The organism is Sodalis sp. RH15 (genome assembly GCF_047324255.1).
Taxonomy (GTDB): domain Bacteria; phylum Pseudomonadota; class Gammaproteobacteria; order Enterobacterales; family Enterobacteriaceae; genus Acerihabitans; species Acerihabitans ligni.
In genome coordinates, this window is sequence record NZ_CP178738.1 from 3,758,382 (window position 1) to 3,773,227 (window position 14,846).

General features: G+C 52.0%; 20 protein-coding genes and 2 tRNA genes. 8 read left to right on the forward strand and 14 right to left on the reverse strand.

The genetic code is table 11. The features are described 5' to 3' along the window. Window positions 1–45 precede the first annotated feature (45 nt). On the forward strand, window positions 46–1,266 hold the full coding sequence (locus ACL2XO_RS17175) for a glycosyl transferase (RefSeq protein ID WP_132921196.1): 1,221 nt from the start codon (window positions 46–48) through the stop codon (window positions 1,264–1,266). A 201-nt stretch (window positions 1,267–1,467) separates the two neighbouring features. Further along, window positions 1,468–1,842 carry a helix-turn-helix domain-containing protein gene (locus tag ACL2XO_RS17180; RefSeq protein ID WP_413741114.1) on the forward strand — a complete coding sequence of 125 codons (375 nt, stop codon included), beginning with the start codon at window positions 1,468–1,470 and terminating at the stop codon, window positions 1,840–1,842. Window positions 1,843–2,217: 375 nt separating this feature from the next. Here ACL2XO_RS17180 and ACL2XO_RS17185 read toward each other — a convergent pair whose 3' ends face one another. From ACL2XO_RS17185 to ACL2XO_RS17220, 8 genes are all read right to left on the reverse strand, one after another. Further along, entirely contained in the window at window positions 2,218–2,349 is a 132-nt protein-coding gene (locus tag ACL2XO_RS17185; RefSeq protein ID WP_279433127.1) for a hypothetical protein, read from the reverse strand. 417 nt (window positions 2,350–2,766) lie between these two features. Then, entirely contained in the window at window positions 2,767–3,120 is a 354-nt protein-coding gene (locus ACL2XO_RS17190) for a DUF305 domain-containing protein (RefSeq protein ID WP_413726959.1), read from the reverse strand. Between the two features lie 177 nt (window positions 3,121–3,297). Beyond that, the gene (gene apbE / locus ACL2XO_RS17195; protein ID WP_203521144.1) at window positions 3,298–4,359 is read right to left on the reverse strand and encodes an FAD:protein FMN transferase ApbE; all 1,062 of its coding nucleotides are present in this window, start codon (window positions 4,357–4,359) and stop codon (window positions 3,298–3,300) included. A gap of 272 nt (window positions 4,360–4,631) precedes the next feature. After that, complete coding sequence (locus tag ACL2XO_RS17200; RefSeq protein WP_132921192.1) at window positions 4,632–4,934, reverse strand: hypothetical protein; 303 nt, start codon at window positions 4,932–4,934, stop codon at window positions 4,632–4,634. Between the two features lie 182 nt (window positions 4,935–5,116). Continuing rightward, window positions 5,117–5,293, reverse strand: coding sequence for a general stress protein (locus ACL2XO_RS17205; protein WP_132921191.1), 177 nt, complete (start codon window positions 5,291–5,293; stop codon window positions 5,117–5,119). A gap of 482 nt (window positions 5,294–5,775) precedes the next feature. Further along, a complete protein-coding gene (locus tag ACL2XO_RS17210) occupies window positions 5,776–6,198 on the reverse strand; it encodes a DUF6515 family protein (RefSeq protein WP_413724788.1) in 423 nt (140 codons plus the stop codon). Between the two features lie 529 nt (window positions 6,199–6,727). Continuing rightward, complete coding sequence (locus ACL2XO_RS17215) at window positions 6,728–7,636, reverse strand: cation diffusion facilitator family transporter (protein ID WP_203521143.1); 909 nt, start codon at window positions 7,634–7,636, stop codon at window positions 6,728–6,730. 214 nt (window positions 7,637–7,850) lie between these two features. Beyond that, entirely contained in the window at window positions 7,851–8,231 is a 381-nt protein-coding gene (locus tag ACL2XO_RS17220) for a S24 family peptidase (RefSeq protein ID WP_413741115.1), read from the reverse strand. A 291-nt stretch (window positions 8,232–8,522) separates the two neighbouring features. Here ACL2XO_RS17220 and ACL2XO_RS17225 point away from each other — a divergent pair, with 291 nt between their 5' ends. After that, a complete protein-coding gene (locus tag ACL2XO_RS17225; RefSeq protein WP_413741116.1) occupies window positions 8,523–8,858 on the forward strand; it encodes a hypothetical protein in 336 nt (111 codons plus the stop codon). 140 nt (window positions 8,859–8,998) lie between these two features. On the opposite strand, the gene ACL2XO_RS17230 is transcribed toward ACL2XO_RS17225, so the two are convergent. After that, window positions 8,999–9,088, reverse strand: a tRNA-Ser gene (locus ACL2XO_RS17230). Window positions 9,089–9,181: 93 nt separating this feature from the next. Between ACL2XO_RS17230 and mtfA the strand changes: the two genes are divergently transcribed. The 4 genes from mtfA to ACL2XO_RS17250 all read left to right on the forward strand — a co-directional run bounded on the left by mtfA (window position 9,182) and on the right by ACL2XO_RS17250 (window position 10,657). Next, entirely contained in the window at window positions 9,182–9,991 is an 810-nt protein-coding gene (gene mtfA / locus ACL2XO_RS17235; protein WP_413724790.1) for a DgsA anti-repressor MtfA, read from the forward strand. 145 nt (window positions 9,992–10,136) lie between these two features. Then, window positions 10,137–10,212: transfer RNA gene (locus tag ACL2XO_RS17240), tRNA-Asn, on the forward strand. 162 nt (window positions 10,213–10,374) lie between these two features. After that, the gene (locus ACL2XO_RS17245; protein ID WP_413741117.1) at window positions 10,375–10,581 is read left to right on the forward strand and encodes an Arm DNA-binding domain-containing protein; all 207 of its coding nucleotides are present in this window, start codon (window positions 10,375–10,377) and stop codon (window positions 10,579–10,581) included. Further along, the gene (locus ACL2XO_RS17250) at window positions 10,556–10,657 is read left to right on the forward strand and encodes a hypothetical protein (protein WP_413741118.1); all 102 of its coding nucleotides are present in this window, start codon (window positions 10,556–10,558) and stop codon (window positions 10,655–10,657) included. Before ACL2XO_RS17245 ends, ACL2XO_RS17250 begins: the two co-directional genes overlap by 26 nt. Before the next feature lie 66 nt (window positions 10,658–10,723). Here ACL2XO_RS17250 and ACL2XO_RS17255 read toward each other — a convergent pair whose 3' ends face one another. Further along, entirely contained in the window at window positions 10,724–11,275 is a 552-nt protein-coding gene (locus ACL2XO_RS17255) for a TetR/AcrR family transcriptional regulator (RefSeq protein WP_413741119.1), read from the reverse strand. 82 nt (window positions 11,276–11,357) lie between these two features. Here ACL2XO_RS17255 and ACL2XO_RS17260 point away from each other — a divergent pair, with 82 nt between their 5' ends. Then, the gene (locus ACL2XO_RS17260) at window positions 11,358–12,398 is read left to right on the forward strand and encodes an aldo/keto reductase (RefSeq protein WP_413741120.1); all 1,041 of its coding nucleotides are present in this window, start codon (window positions 11,358–11,360) and stop codon (window positions 12,396–12,398) included. 267 nt (window positions 12,399–12,665) lie between these two features. Here the strand turns inward: ACL2XO_RS17260 and ada are convergent, their stop codons facing one another. The 4 genes from ada to ACL2XO_RS17280 form a co-directional block, all read right to left on the reverse strand. Further along, window positions 12,666–13,730 carry a bifunctional DNA-binding transcriptional regulator/O6-methylguanine-DNA methyltransferase Ada gene (gene ada / locus ACL2XO_RS17265; RefSeq protein ID WP_413741121.1) on the reverse strand — a complete coding sequence of 355 codons (1,065 nt, stop codon included), beginning with the start codon at window positions 13,728–13,730 and terminating at the stop codon, window positions 12,666–12,668. A gap of 48 nt (window positions 13,731–13,778) precedes the next feature. Then, window positions 13,779–14,102 carry a hypothetical protein gene (locus tag ACL2XO_RS17270; protein ID WP_413743079.1) on the reverse strand — a complete coding sequence of 108 codons (324 nt, stop codon included), beginning with the start codon at window positions 14,100–14,102 and terminating at the stop codon, window positions 13,779–13,781. Then, a complete protein-coding gene (locus ACL2XO_RS17275) occupies window positions 14,012–14,500 on the reverse strand; it encodes a methylated-DNA--[protein]-cysteine S-methyltransferase (protein ID WP_413741122.1) in 489 nt (162 codons plus the stop codon). The genes ACL2XO_RS17270 and ACL2XO_RS17275 overlap by 91 nt, the downstream gene beginning before the upstream one ends. A gap of 65 nt (window positions 14,501–14,565) precedes the next feature. Continuing rightward, the gene (locus tag ACL2XO_RS17280; RefSeq protein WP_413741123.1) at window positions 14,566–14,760 is read right to left on the reverse strand and encodes an alpha-ketoglutarate-dependent dioxygenase AlkB; all 195 of its coding nucleotides are present in this window, start codon (window positions 14,758–14,760) and stop codon (window positions 14,566–14,568) included. Between the last annotated feature and the right edge of the window lie 86 nt (window positions 14,761–14,846).

The window sequence follows — 14,846 nt, forward strand, 5'->3', positions numbered from 1 at the left end:
TTGACAATAATTCAAAAGAAATTTTTATGATTGGGGAGAATATTTATGAGTGATTTTCATCAAAATGGGATCATTGCAAATTTTCATAATCTATCGGATCGCAACGTCACCGAGTTGGAAACCGAACTGATTGGATTTTCCAAAAAACGCAAAATGGGATTGATACTCCCCTCGCTGTTTTCAGAGCTGGAAGGTCCGGCTTTGGCCAACATTATCGATGAGATCGCAAAAGTACCCTATCTGGAAGAAATAGTTATCGGGCTCGATCGCGCCGACCGCGATCAGTTCCTCTATGCCCGTGAATTTTTTTCCCGGTTGCCTCAGCATCATCGCATCCTGTGGAATGACGGCCCGCGTTTAAAAGCCATTGACGCCGAGCTTGAAAAAGAGGGCCTTTCTCCCACCGAACCGGGAAAAGGCAGGAACGTCTGGTTTTGCACCGGCTACACTCTGGCCTCGGATCGTACCCTGGCGGTGGCATTGCACGATTGCGATATAGTCACCTACGAACGGGGCATGCTGGCCCGTTTGCTTTATCCGGTCGTGCATCCCAAATTCAGCTATGAATTCTGTAAAGGATTCTATGCACGGGTGGCCAACGGCAAAATGAACGGCCGGGTGGTAAGGCTGCTGGTGGGTCCGTTATTGCGTTCCCTGGAGAATGTCTACGGCCAGTCGCCCTATCTCGATTATCTCAATAGTTTTCGTTATCCCTTGTCAGGTGAGTTTGCCATGCGTACCAGGGTTATGCATGACATGAAAATTCCCGGCGACTGGGGATTGGAAATCGGCCTGCTGTCGGAGATCTATCGCAACTATTCACCGAACCATATTTGCCAGGTTGAAATCGCCGATAACTACGACCATAAACACCAGCCCCTGGCGGAAGAGGATGGCTCGGGCGGGTTAAAACGCATGAGCAACGATATTATACAGTCGCTGTACCGTAAGCTGGCCACCATGGGGGTCAATCTCACCAGCGATTCATTCCGGGTGCTAAAAGCCACCTATTACCGCAATGCTCTCGATATTCTGGAATTCTATCACCATGATGCCATTATGAACGGGCTCAAGTTTGATCAGCACAGCGAGGAAGCGGCGGTGGAATTATTCATGCAATGTATTCTGGATGCGGGACAGGCGTTTATCGAACGGCCCAACGATAAGCCCTTTATTCCCAGTTGGAGCCGGGTGCAATCCGCCTTTCCCGATATTATGCAACGCATCTACGACGCAGTGGAAGAAGACAACAAAGGGGATGTCTGACCCCGGAAGGCACAGGCGCGACATTATAGGGCTGGCGGCTGCGCCGTTGTCGTAAATCACTCCCCTGCCCGGCGGGGGATATTTCCCACGGTGAGTTCGTGATGCCGCTGAAAAAGACGATGTTTTAACTTGCTCCTGAGGGGATGACCTTTAGAATGAACGTCTCTCTCTTCAGTAGCCGCTATAGCGGAAAGTGCCGATATGCGCGAACTTAAACCCAATGAACCTCTGGCGGCGGCCCTCGCCGGCTGGATAGAGGTTCATCTGGACCGCGATATAGCCCTGCCGGAATTGGCGGAACGGTCCGGCTATTCGGTCTGGCATATGCAAAGCGTGTTCCGTGCCACCACCGGTATCGCCGTTGGCCGCTATATACGGGAACGTAAACTGACCGAGGCCGTGCTGCGTTTGCGCAATACCGATCACCGTATAATTGACATAGCGCTGGATTATGGATTTAATTCACAATCTCAATTTACTACCTTGTTCAAAAAATATTTTGGCGTGACGCCTCAACTGTGCCGTAATGATCCTTCATTACCCCTTAACTTAACTCACCCGCTTCGTTTCAAATGATCTAAAAAGTAAATAACTTATGTTATTTACTTTAGTTATATAGTTTTTTGATTGATCCTCTTTAGCTTTTTACGGCAATCATATTATAAATCAACATAATCAATCAGCTAACCAGAATTGTTCAGTTTTGTGTTTTGATCAAGCAAGAAATTATTAAAAATTAATGATATAAAACAGCACAAACCTCACGAGGTCCTATAGTAATTCTGAAAATTTGGCGTAGTATACCCTGATATCTCCAATTTCCCTGGTGTAACTTAAGCAATTATTCGCCCGCGTTTTTAGCGGGCCTTTTTGTGTTGCCTAGATATGATCGGCTACCCAAGGTCAAGAGCGCTTTTATCTGGTGATATTAATGTCTCCGGTGGGCAAAGGTTAAATCTTGCAGCCTTCACAATCCTCTTCTTCTGCCGGCGGTTCCGGTATTGCCTGCGCTTTTTTTCTGGCGTTTTCTTCCGCTACGGCCAATTCGGCATCAATATCAAATTCAAATACGTCGTCATTCATGGCTTCAAGCCTCCTTTTCAACTGTCGGTACAGTATAACGACTTTATGGGTAAAAGAGACACAATCATGGCCTTTGGCGGAGCAAGAAAGGCGCCGCGAACGCGGGTCTTGAGTTGAGTGAAAGCGCCACGTTCAGTACGACGGCGGCCTGTCGGGCCAAAAAAACCCCGCATGGCGGGGTTTGGGCAGCAAAAAAATCAGACTATATTTCAAGCCCCTTTTTGCTCTTTTTATCTGCCCGTTTTTCCTTCAGTGTTTTCTCCGGCTTCTTCTTGGCTGACTTATCCTTACCTCTACTCATAAACGCCTCGCTTATTTGTCAGATTAGGTGGTTAGTCCAAAAGGCTCCCCGATAACACCTGGGTACTCTAGAGTTACCAAACCTGGGGACGAATTGCAAGCCGGCTGTACGTCTCGTCAGTCCGCCGCCTTTGGATGTGCCGCCAGCCAGTCCCGCATGGTCTTGATCTCCCCTTTCTGCGCTTTAATCACATTCTCCGCCAACTGCCGCATATGAGGATCTTTACCGTATTGCAATTCGGTTTGCGCCATTTCAATAGCGCCCTGATGATGAGGAATCATGCCCTGGGCGAAGGCAACGTCCGGATCGCTTGCTTTCACCCCCTCAGCCATCTTAGCGTGCATGTCTTTCATTGAATTCATATAAGACTGGCTGGCGGGACTTAATCCCTGCGCGTTATCCATCTTCATGCCGGCCATGTTATCGTCGGCCACGGCGACCTGCGCCACCAGGGGGAACAAGATAGCCATTAACGATCCGACCATGCTTTTTCTCATGATTTTCTCCTGTTTATTGTCTAATACCGCATGCTCCGAACACCAAGGCGTCCGCTATGGCGGCATCCCGCATCACAACATCCGCTTGATTCGCCTTAAGAACCATAGCCTAACGCAACGCCGGCCGGGTAACGTCGATCCGGCGACAATTCAACGCTTCTCCGGCTGCGTATCCGTTGCCTGAATAATAAATGGCCTGAATTGCGGCGACATCCAGGTCTCAAATCCCGTCTCGGTTTTAGTGATGAGATACACCGCCAATCCCTGCTGTTCCGCCAGTGCCTTTGCCTTTTCAGTGCCAAGCACCATCAGGCCTGTATCCCAGCCATCGGCCTCCATCGCGGTGGTGGCGATAACGGTCGCGGACACCAATTTATGATCAATGGGCCTCCCGGTGGCGGGATCGATAATATGGGACAACCGTTTACCCTGTAATTCATAGTAATTACGATAACTGCCCGAGGTGCTGATGCCGTGCCCCTGTAAATCCACAACGGCCTGTGCATCCACCTCGCGATCGGTGGGCTTTTGAATGGCCACCCGCCAGGGTTTATCCTGTGGCGACAGCCCCCGGGAAATTACCGCCCCGCCCACCGAGACCAGATAGCGGGTGATGCCCCGGCGTTCCATCAAAGCCGCGAGATGATCGGTGGCATATCCCTCACCCAGCGTTGAAAGGTCAACGTACAGGTCCGGCAAATCTTTTTGCAGCCATTGTCCGCTTACCTCTTCGGTCAGACGGAGATGATGCAGCCCCACCCGCGCCCGCGCGCTGTCGATCTGGGCCTGGGTCGGCATCAACACCGGCTGTTTATCCGGCCCGAACCCCCAAAGATTAACCAAGGGACCCACGGTGATATCCATTGCCCCGCCGGTTTTGGCGCCAATGCGCAGCGCGGTGGCTATCAGGTCGGCCATAGCGGCGGAAATCGGCTGCGGCGCGGTACCATTATAGTGATTAAACCGCGACAACACCGAATCCTGTCGGTAAGTAGACAATTCATGATTGTCCTGTTCCAACACCTGGCTTATCTGCTCCTTCAATCCCACCAGCGCGTCCGCCGGCGGCGAAGCCAACGTAACCCGATAAAACGTGCCCATGGTTTTCCCTTCCGCCATCCAGGCCTGATTGTCCGCCGAGGGCGGCGAGGGTTTATCGCAGCCGGCCAATAACATCACTGCGCCGGTTATAATCACCGCATACTTGTTCATTGTTCTTCCCTATTGTAAAAATCCACATCAGGCCATGCAGCCAGCACCCTATTATTACCTATTATGGGCTTTGCAAAAATCAGACCGATCCGCCTAAAGGCACAGCGGAGTCGCAGCGAGCGGAACGAAGAAGGGATGCGCGGAGCTAAAGCGGCAGGCTGACGGGGAAATAACGGGGTCACCGGACTTGCCAGGCACGGTGAAGGCAAAGGAGTATGCTTGAGATAAGGACCATCACTAACCCAAGCGTATGCCGCCCCGGGATGATGAGGTTACGACAGGTCGGAGTGAGACCCGCCCTGGGCATAATTAAACATTCGCTGCACGATTTCATCAGCGCCTTTGATAATTTCCGACAGATTCTTGTCGCTGCGGTTGACCGCCTGTGAATAGGCAATTTCATGCGCTTCATCCACCATGCTGATAATACGGCCGCGTGTTTCAGCATCCAGATTACCCAAAATAGTGGTGATCACTACCTGGTAGGCATGGGACGTTACGGTTAACTGCCGTTCGCGGGCCTCCAATACTTTAATGCGTTCGAGCAGTGCTAGATAGTGCGGATCATTATCCATCTCGGCTTCCCCCTGGTAGAGCCGGCGCCGGCACGAGGCAATGTATGCATATGCATCACGCCGGCTAAAAAACTGAGTATACAACAAATGCCCGATACAGAGATCGCGGGGGAGCGAAGCGCGGGTGAGAACTGAATAACTGTCGTGACAGGTCACGACAGTTTATCGGGTGGAACCATCAATTAAGAGTGGTTGCCGCTATTGCTGCTTTTACCGCCTTTTTTACCGGCTTCTGACGCCTTTTCCGGGTTGTTTTTAAAACCCCCGCTGCCGCTGTGCTGGCCGCCTTTTTTACCCGCTTCAGATGCTTTTTGTTTATCGTCCGCAAAATTACCAGAACCTTTACGTTGATCTGCCATGTAAACCTCCAAACGTGAATGTCGAAATCAATAAATTGATATTTCACCAGGTCTTTTGCCAAGACATTGAAGAAGCGTGATGTTATGCCTCTCAACGTTTTTATCCTAGAACATGATTCTTATTATTGCCAAAGTGATTCTCAACCTAATTCTCATTTAAAAACGAAAAACCAGCCAAACATCTATCACCTTGCGTCATTTACATTCATAGATTAATTTATAACGCATTGAAGAATATATATTTTAATACACTCAAGAATCTAAGCTTTAACTGCAATATTCAATTAAATAATTTAACCCTTTGATTATCGTGATTTATTAACCATTATTGCAAGATAGCGGAAATAATCGGCAAAAACCAACAATCAGTCAATAACTTATTATTATTTATTCATTAGCGTATTAAGTATATTGATAATGAATGGCGTTAGCATGGCTAAAAAAAATGCCTGCGTTGAGCAGGCATTGTGGATAAAGTGGCTTTAAAGACCGGCTGGTCTGGGCACTTCGAGATATTGGCCGTTAATATCGCGACGATAATAATGTCCTTGATTGACATAATATCTTTCGCCATTCATATCCAATACCGTCATATTGCCGGGTCCGGAAACATAAGCCTGCGGCGCGGGCACTACGGCCGGTGGATTGACTACCACATACTCATTGTTCTGGCGTTGATAATAAACCCCGTCCAACACATAATAGGTCAGACCCGCTGCTAAGATGGTCGCCGCCACCCCAGGCAAAAAACCAAACCTTTCGCCATAGTGAGGCCGGCCACCTATCCAGCCATGGGGGCCGTAATGATAAGGATAATGACCGCCGTGCCAGCCGGGCGCGGCAAAACCGGCTACCGGCATAACCAGGCTAAGGGAAAATAAAAGAATCAGAACTTTTTTCATCATAATTTACCTATTAAGACTCTCACCTATTAATACATGCCGATGCTTTCATAACAGACCTTCCCTGACCATTATGCAAGACCATTTACGCATCTTTTGTCAGGTTTAACGAAATCCTTACCTATACGTAAAAGTGTATTGCAAATCAATACCATCCCTGTGTTTCACCCTCATTGAAAGCGGTAAACACGCGGCATTCCTTTGCCCCGGGCTTTATCTGAATTTTAGTCGATAGCGAAGCTTTGCGGATATAAAAGCCTGAACAAAACCATGACTTTTTCATTAGCAATTGTGAATGACGGAAAGCTGCCGTTGATATGCTAAGGTTTGGTAAAGTCTTGAAAGGTTGTGTAAACTTATAATATATATGAATATTATTGACATAATAATTAATCATTATGATTTGATGCATTGAAGGCCAGATGTTATTTTGCCATTACCCCTCTCGCTCCAGAGCGGGGTAATGTGATGTTGGACACCCACTTTTGTTTTGTGTGGGTGTTTTTTTTGCCTGAAGACCGGGGGTGGGGTTTCACTTCACCAGATTGTCGAGACGTTCATCGTCAATACCCGCCGGTTCAAGGTGGGCTGAAACTTCCGCCGCCGGGAAAAGTTTTCTCACCGCCGCTTCAGCGGCATCGCCGATTTCATGGCCCACGTCGACGGTAAGCTGGCCGTCCACTTCCACATGTAATTCAACAAACACCCGATCGCCGCCGTTACGGGTTCGGATATCATGGACACCCTGCACCCCCTCGCAGCTCAGGGCGGCAGCCCGAATGCGCCGCCGGTCCTTCACGTCCAGTTCCTGATCCAAAAGCTGGATAAGCGCGGAGAGCACCATGCCGCGGGCATTCCATAGCATATAGCAGGAAATGCCAAGTGCCCCCGCCGCATCGGAGCGCGCCCAGCCGAACAAGCCGTCCAGAACCAGCGCCGCCAGCACGGCGATATTGACGGCGATATCGGTGACATAATGCGCGCGATCGGCGGCTATGGCGGTGGAACCGGTCCTCTTGACCACAAACGTCTGCATGGTCACCAGTACGCCGGCGCAGAAAGTACTGCCGACTATGACCCAGATACCCAGGCCTTGCTGCGAAAGCGGCTGAGGATGGATCAGGCGTCCCACGGATTCAATACCCAGCACCAGCCCGGCCCCGGCAAGCAGCAGCGCCTGGACAAAGGCCGCCACCGCCTCAGCTTTGCCGTGGCCGTAGCGGTGCCCCTTGTCCGCCGGGCGCTGCGCATAATAAACCCCCGCCAGGGTGACGATGGATGCCATCACGTCAACCAAACCGTCCGCCGCGGAAGTCAGCATGGAAATGGAACCGGTAAGCAGCCATGCCCAGATTTTAATGCCCACGAGCATCAGCGCAACGCTAAGAGATATTAATGAGGCCAGGCGCGTGAGCTTTTTGCTTGGGAGATTAAACAGCATTGGCGAATCCCCAAGTATCAGTTTTAACATTCATATGTTTACCGATTAAATAGCACGCTGCGAAAGCGAATATATTGGATGAAATTCGCTGTTGCTAAAACAGCCAGCGAAGACATGTGAAGGATTTACATGGCCCAACTTCAACAAGGGTGCAATATATTATCAAAATCAATGTCTTTCAGTCTATGTAAATTTATCTGATGCCGGACGCATATCATAAACACGGATTCTCTTCTTCTTTTACCTCCTGCAGATCGTTTATGGCAAAAGTGACCACCCCGAAAATCACCAGCTCTCCCTCCTCCAGATCGATGGTGGTGATTTCGCCGCGTTTTCCCAGGCTTTCCAATGCGGGCAACGGAAACAAACGCAGGCGCCGAATCACATAAGCCCCGTCGATCACCGCAACAACGATACTGCCATGGGCCGCTTTTACCGCCGCATCCACCACCAGGATCGCGCCGTGCAAAATGCCCACCGCCATGCAGCCCTTCTCTACCCGCACCAGATAGGTCGAGGCTGGACGGAGAATACAGGTTTTGTCCAGGCTGATCCTGCTATCAATGTAATCCTGTGCCGGAGAAGGGAAGCCCATGGTCAAACACCTTAATACTGATTTTTTATACAGTATAAACACGGTTGCCCAGCCTGTGAAGGGTTCTTTGGCGGTAAAAGTATAGCCGACTGATCCAGCGGATAAAATTATGGCCCGGCGCAGGGTAGGCCGATGCCGCCAAGGGAAGGCTATCATTTATGTACATCCAACCGCACCGTGCCGCAGCGTTTCGCTTAAGCGCGGCACACTTTAAAAAAAACGGACTATAATTGCTTCATTAATCAAGATATTTAATCAATCCTCTAATCCGTCTAAGGAAGAAATGAGCTTATGAACCGGTTATGGATATCAGCTCCGGCGATTTTATTGCTGATTTCCGGCTGTTCGCCACATTATCGGGGGGTGCAATGCCAAGGGGATATAAAAAGTCTGGCAGGCCAGCCGCTGGGGGCTACCAGCGCATTGATTGAGGACAGATACAATTCGTTTTCGGTAGCTATGCCGCAGGAAAAGGTTGAAAGCGGAACGCTTCAGTCCGCCGATCGCTCCCTTTATATTCCCTCCGCCGTTACAACAGAAGGTTATCTGGCTCAACGTGTTTCGGATAAAAAATTCACGCTTATCGATTCACGCAAGGATAGATGGATATCTTACACCTGCCCCTAGCTTTCGTCCTGTAGCGCGCCTTCGCCGCCGCTGCTGTTTGATATGCTTGTGAAGTGAGATTATGAGTGGGGAAACAAGGACAAACAATCGTTCCGCGGGCTTTTCGTCACAAAAAACAAAGGGGATAAGTGCTTGAATAGTGGCGGAGAGAGAGGGATTTGAACCCTCGGAAGGATTACTCCTTCAACGGTTTTCGAGACCGTCCCGTTCAGCCGCTCCGGCATCTCTCCTTTTTAGCGGTTGCTATCATGCCCTGTTTTGCGGCATTTTAATAGTGTTTAACCGCGCCTGACGATTCAAGTGACGACTTATCGAGCAAGTAGATGATGAAATGGCCTTGGAAAAGCTCTGCCCCCTCGCCGGAGACGCTTGCCTTATGGCAAGAGGCCTTGGCGATCCCGTTATTCTCGCCTTTGTCTGCTGAAGAGCGGCATCGCCTGGTCCTGCTGGCCGACAAATTCTTGGAGCAAAAAAAGCTGGTCCTCCTGCAGGGGCTGGTGCTCAATGATGTTATGGAGGCGCGAATTGCCCTGCTGTTTTCGTTGCCGGTGTTGGGGTTGGGGCTGGACTGGCTGGATGGTTTTCATGAAATACTGATTTATCCATCGCCCTTTGTGGTTAACGATGAGTGGCAAGACGACGCGGGACTGGTGCACCGCGGCGAGATGGTGCATTCCGGCCAAAGTTGGGATCAGGGGCCGATAGTGCTTAATTGGCAGGAAATTCAGGATTCGTTCGATCTTTCCGGCTTCAACCTGATTATCCATGAAACCGCGCATAAGCTGGATGGACGCAATACCGGCGTGGTGAACGGTATGCCGCTGATCCCCCTGCGTGAGGTGGCCCGCTGGGAAAATCTCCTGCGCTCGGCAATGGAGGATTTGCAGGACGAAGTGGATTTGGTGGGAGAAGACGCGGCCAGTATGGATGCTTATGCCGCCAGCGATCCGGCGGAATGTTTTGCCGTGCTGTCGGAGTATTTTTTCAGTTCGACGGAATTGTTTTCCGACAGGTTTCCTGAACTTTATCGCTGCTTTGTACAGTTTTACCGCCAGGATCCGTTGGCGCGGCTTAACGCGCAGCGTTCCTCTCCGACAGCCTCTCCCGGCGATTTAGCCGCGCCGGAAAACTAAAACAGCCGTCTAAGCGCCCTAAAACCCCCTTTTACAGCGCCAATGATGAACAATTTGGCTAAGGGTTAGGCAATCACGCTGCAAGTTTTTATTTTGCATTGACACCTTTGGAGGGGCCGGATATGATTCGCCCCGTTCAAACGATTCCTCTGTAGTTCAGTCGGTAGAACGGCGGACTGTTAATCCGTATGTCACTGGTTCGAGTCCAGTCAGAGGAGCCAATTTCTGTTCTGTGGATGTCTGCTGAAATCCATGAAAGCTTCAAAATCAATAGATTAGATTCTAATACGGTGCCACTCAGTTCCGTATTGTTCTATTGACTGCCACATCATTTGGGAGCTTTATTGGGGGCCTTGACCGGTTCGATTTTCACAAAGTCCCAAATGTCACTCACCCATATCACCCTTCGTTATGCCAAGCTCCGATCAACAGTCTATAAGTTGAGTGATACTCAGGGCCTCTACCTCCTCGTCAAACCCAATGGTTCAAAACTCTGGCATCTTAAATATCGCTACGCGGGCAAAAAAAAAGAAACTGGCATTTGGAGCCTACCCTGCAGTTTCGTTGGTTCAGGCCCGGCAACAGCGTGACAGTGCCCGTAGGCTACTCAGTCAAGATACCGATCATTCTAAATTTAACCCTAACTCTAGCACCAAAATTCGCTGAATCACGCCACGGCAGGAGGTAGCACCCTTCCTTGGCGCTGCGGCGACGCCAAGTGTTTATTTCTCGTTACTGTTCTGCGCCCATGGCGCGGAAGGTGAGTGTGAGGACTCTATTCGCCTGTGCTTCGCCATCATCGGTGGGTGGAATGCGCCATAGGCAAGACAGAAGGACCAATATGTCAGCCGCGTTGTTTCCTGGCAAAATCTCGCCAGAGGCTTCGCAAGCTAACATCAGCTTTTGAACTGCGTCAAGCATCGGCAGGTAGGCGTCCTGGGAATCTTTGTCTGAAAGCGTCGCGTGAAGCGACGCCGCGATCGCATGTTTAACCCTCCCTAGTTTAGCGAGCCGGTAGCACCACAGACGAAACGCCATGAGTGGTCTATGTTTGGCCAGCAACGCCGGTGCGAGTTGGACTTGAGCGTCAATCTCGTTTTTATACACACCCAATACCAGGGCTTCCCGGCTCGGGAAGTGGCGATAAAGCGTGCCCGGTCCAACGCCTGCCATCTTGGCGACGGAGTTCATAGAGACCTCTGGATCGGTAGTCAGCATGTCCCGCGCCACTTCAAGAATACGGTCACGATTGACACGCGCGTCAGAACGTAGTTTTTCGTTCACTTTTAACTTTCCTCTTGACTAAACGGAGACATCTCCGCTAAAAACGGAGAGCACTCTCATTTTCAACGGAAGGCACACAATCATGCAATACAAAAAACTCGGCAATTCTGGTTTGGACGTATCCCCCATCTGCATCGGCTGTATGGGTTTCGGCCACCCGGCACAGGGGCATCCGGCATGGTCCCTCTGCGAAGACGCAAGCCGCGTCCTGATACGGCATGCTGTCGAAGCAGGCATCAATTTTTTCGACACTGCCAATATGTATTCGACAGGATCAAGCGAGGAATTCCTGGGCAGGGCCCTAAAGGATTTCGCTAACCGTGACGCGATGGTCATCGCCACCAAGCTGTCCGCGCCCACGCGTAATGGTCCCAATGCTCTCGGCTTGTCACGTAAGGCGATAATGACTGAGGTGGATCACAGCCTGCGCCGGTTGGGGACAGATTATATAGATTTGTATCAAATTCATCGTCGCGATCAACTGACGCCTTGGGAAGAAACACTTGAGGCGCTGCATGACTTGGTGAAGATGGGCAAGGTGCGGTACATCGGGGCCTCTTCGATGATGGGCTGGGAGTTCAGTAAGGCGCTGCATTTGCAGGAAAAAAACGGTTGGGCGCGTTTCATCTCCATGCAGGACAATTACAACTTGCTCGCTCGGGAGGAAGAGCGAGAAATGCTGCCGCTTTGCGCTGATCAAGGCGTGCAAACCATGGTCTACAGCCCGCTTGCGCGCGGCCGTCTTGCCCGCCCATGGGGCCAAACCACCGAGCGGTCAAAAACCGAACCGACGGGCGCCGAGCAAAACTCGATCACAGCGGCAAGCGATCAGAAAATCGTAGAAGTAGTCGGCGCTATCGCGGCGGAACGCGGCGTAAACCAGGCACAGATAGCGCTTGCATGGCTCCGCCGCAATCGCGTAGTCGCCGCACCGATTGTAGGGGCGCTCCAAACCAAGCATATTGATGACGCGATAGCGGCGCTCTCCATCACTTTGACTGAAGATGAGGCGAAGAGGCTGGAAAATCCTTACACCCCTCGCGTGGACCACCAAGGAATCTCTGTACCGGCCCAGTTGCGCCGTGCTGCGGAAGCGGCCACAGGGTTTAGCGCTGACGTTTGAATTTACAAAGACGTTGCACTTCGCCATCAGCTTGTGGCGTCATTCAAATACCGGGCTATATGATTAATCAGCTGTCGGTGCCGGATGGTTTAGCGTCACCGCCAGGGGAACGACAAAGCTGGTCTTCAAGCAGTGGTTGAACCGCTCAAGTTCGCGTGCCGTACCCGCGGCAACACGGTGTAACCTTCGATGTCCAGTTGCGTGGAAATGCCAACCCAATCCAATCGTTCAATATTCGTGTAGCATGCGGTCATTTGAAGATTATCCTCAGCTCTTGGCTTCGCGGCGCAGCAGTTCGCGCTTGCGATCCACGCCCCAGCGATAGCCGGCAATGTCGCCATTGCGCCGTACCACGCGATGGCAGGGAATAGCCACGGCCAGGTGGTTCGCGCCGCAGGCCTGCGCGACGGCACGCACCGCTTTTGGCGACCCGATGCGCTCGGCTACCTCCGTGTAGCTCGCGGTTGTGCCCGGGGGAATTTCACGCAGCGCCAGCCAGACACGCTCCTGGAAGGCCGTGCCCTGCACATCCAGCGGAAGATTCAGGCCGATTTCCGGCGCTTCGATGAAACCTACAACCTGGGCCACCAATTGCTCGAACTCACCGTCACAACCAATGAGCTGCGCCTTGGGAAACTGGTCCTGCAGACCGCGCACCAGAGCGTCCGGGTCATCGTCCAACAGAATGGCGCAAATACCGATCTGACTCTGCGCGACCAGAATGGCGCCTAGTGAACATTGTCCCACCGCGAAACGGATGACCGCTCCTACACCGCCCGCCCGGTAGTCCCGGGCGCGCATGCCCAATAGTTGCTCGGATGTTTCATAGAAGCGGCTGTTGGAATTGAAGCCGGCATCATAGATGGCGTTCGTGATAGAGGCTTTTGGGACGCTCAACTCCTCGCGCAGCTTGCGGGCGCGGTAGGCCGAGCAATAGGCCTTGGGCGTCAGGCCCGTTTCAGCTTTGAACAAACGATGAAAATGAAACGGACTCAACTCGACCTCGGCGGCCAGAACGTCGAGTTGGGGCGGCGTCTCCGAGGTTTCGATCAGCCGGCAGGCGCGCGCTACCAGCGCGGCGCGCTCTGACGCGGCACTGGTATGGTCGCCGTGCGCGCGGCGGCTCGATCGATAGCCCGCCGCTTCAGCCGCCTCGACCGAATCGAAGAACTCCACATTCTTGCGCTTCGGTAGCCGCGCCGTGGAACTGGGGTGGCAGTACACGCCAGTGGTACGCACGGCATAAATGAAGTGTCCGTCGGCGGCTGCATCCCGCGTTCGGACTGCTTCCCAGCGAGCATTGTCCGTGTCGTAAGGAGTCGTCGTTTTCATGGCGGTAATCCTGAATTCGTTAATCACTGCGCCAGTATAGGCGGGACTTCATTCGCAAGAACTCTGATTCTTGCGAATGAATTTCATCGGCTGGATAGTCGCCACAAATACCAGGCAGCCACTGTGCGCCAAGGGCGCCAAGCCTCGTCCAGATTGGATAGAAACTTGATGGCCCGCCGGTACGCACGTTGCGATAGGTCTGCGGCAATGGTTCCCGTCAAGGTCAAAATCCCGGCAGCATGGTGGTATGCGGCTCTTCGGACTCAGGCGCCATTGCCCGCTCATGTTCGAGCAGCCAGCGCTTGCGATGTAAGCCCCATGCGTATCGCCATTACCGGCGATAACTCGATGGCACGGTACGATGATGGCAATTGGGTTCGCGTGGCGCCATTGGCCGCCCCCACGTCGATGGCGGCCCGCGGGTCGTCAAAGCCCAGCTCCTTGGCCAGCCTGCCGTAGGTGGTGGTTGTCGCCGTCGGGATACGACGCAATGCGGCCCAGACCCGACGTTGCAACTCTGTACCATTGGTCTTTGTCCTCAGCACGTCCAGTGCCTCCAGTTCCCCCGCGAAATAGCGATCAAGAGCCCAGACTATCTCGGTGGGTGCCGGAATCTCCATCAACTCAACGTCGCCATAGTGTTCACGCAAGCCGCGATGCAGGCGAGCCTTGTAGTCTTCGAAATCGAGTGCGCGCACGATTTGCTGCGCATCAGTGACGAGCAGCATCGACCCCAACGGCGACGCCACATGACTCAGGAACATTTTCATGATGTATTCCTTATTGGATGAATCGAAAGTAAAAAACTCCGTTGTTTGCGGTCGAATTCCGAAAATCATCCCGCCTTGCGAAACGTGAAATTGATGCGTTGGCTTCCTAGCAACGAATGATCTTTGTCCTTAAGCGGCATCACGCCATGATAGCGCAGCCGATCGACGCCGCCCCACACCATTACGTCACCGTGCGACAAAGACACTTTGATTGTTGGGTCGAAGCGCTCATGACCACCAAAAAGAAACCTGGCGCTCATGCCCAGTGAAACCGAAACGATGGGTGCCGCGTAATCTGTTCGTTCTTGTCCTGGTGTAACGGGAGACGCGTCCCTCTTTCCATGTT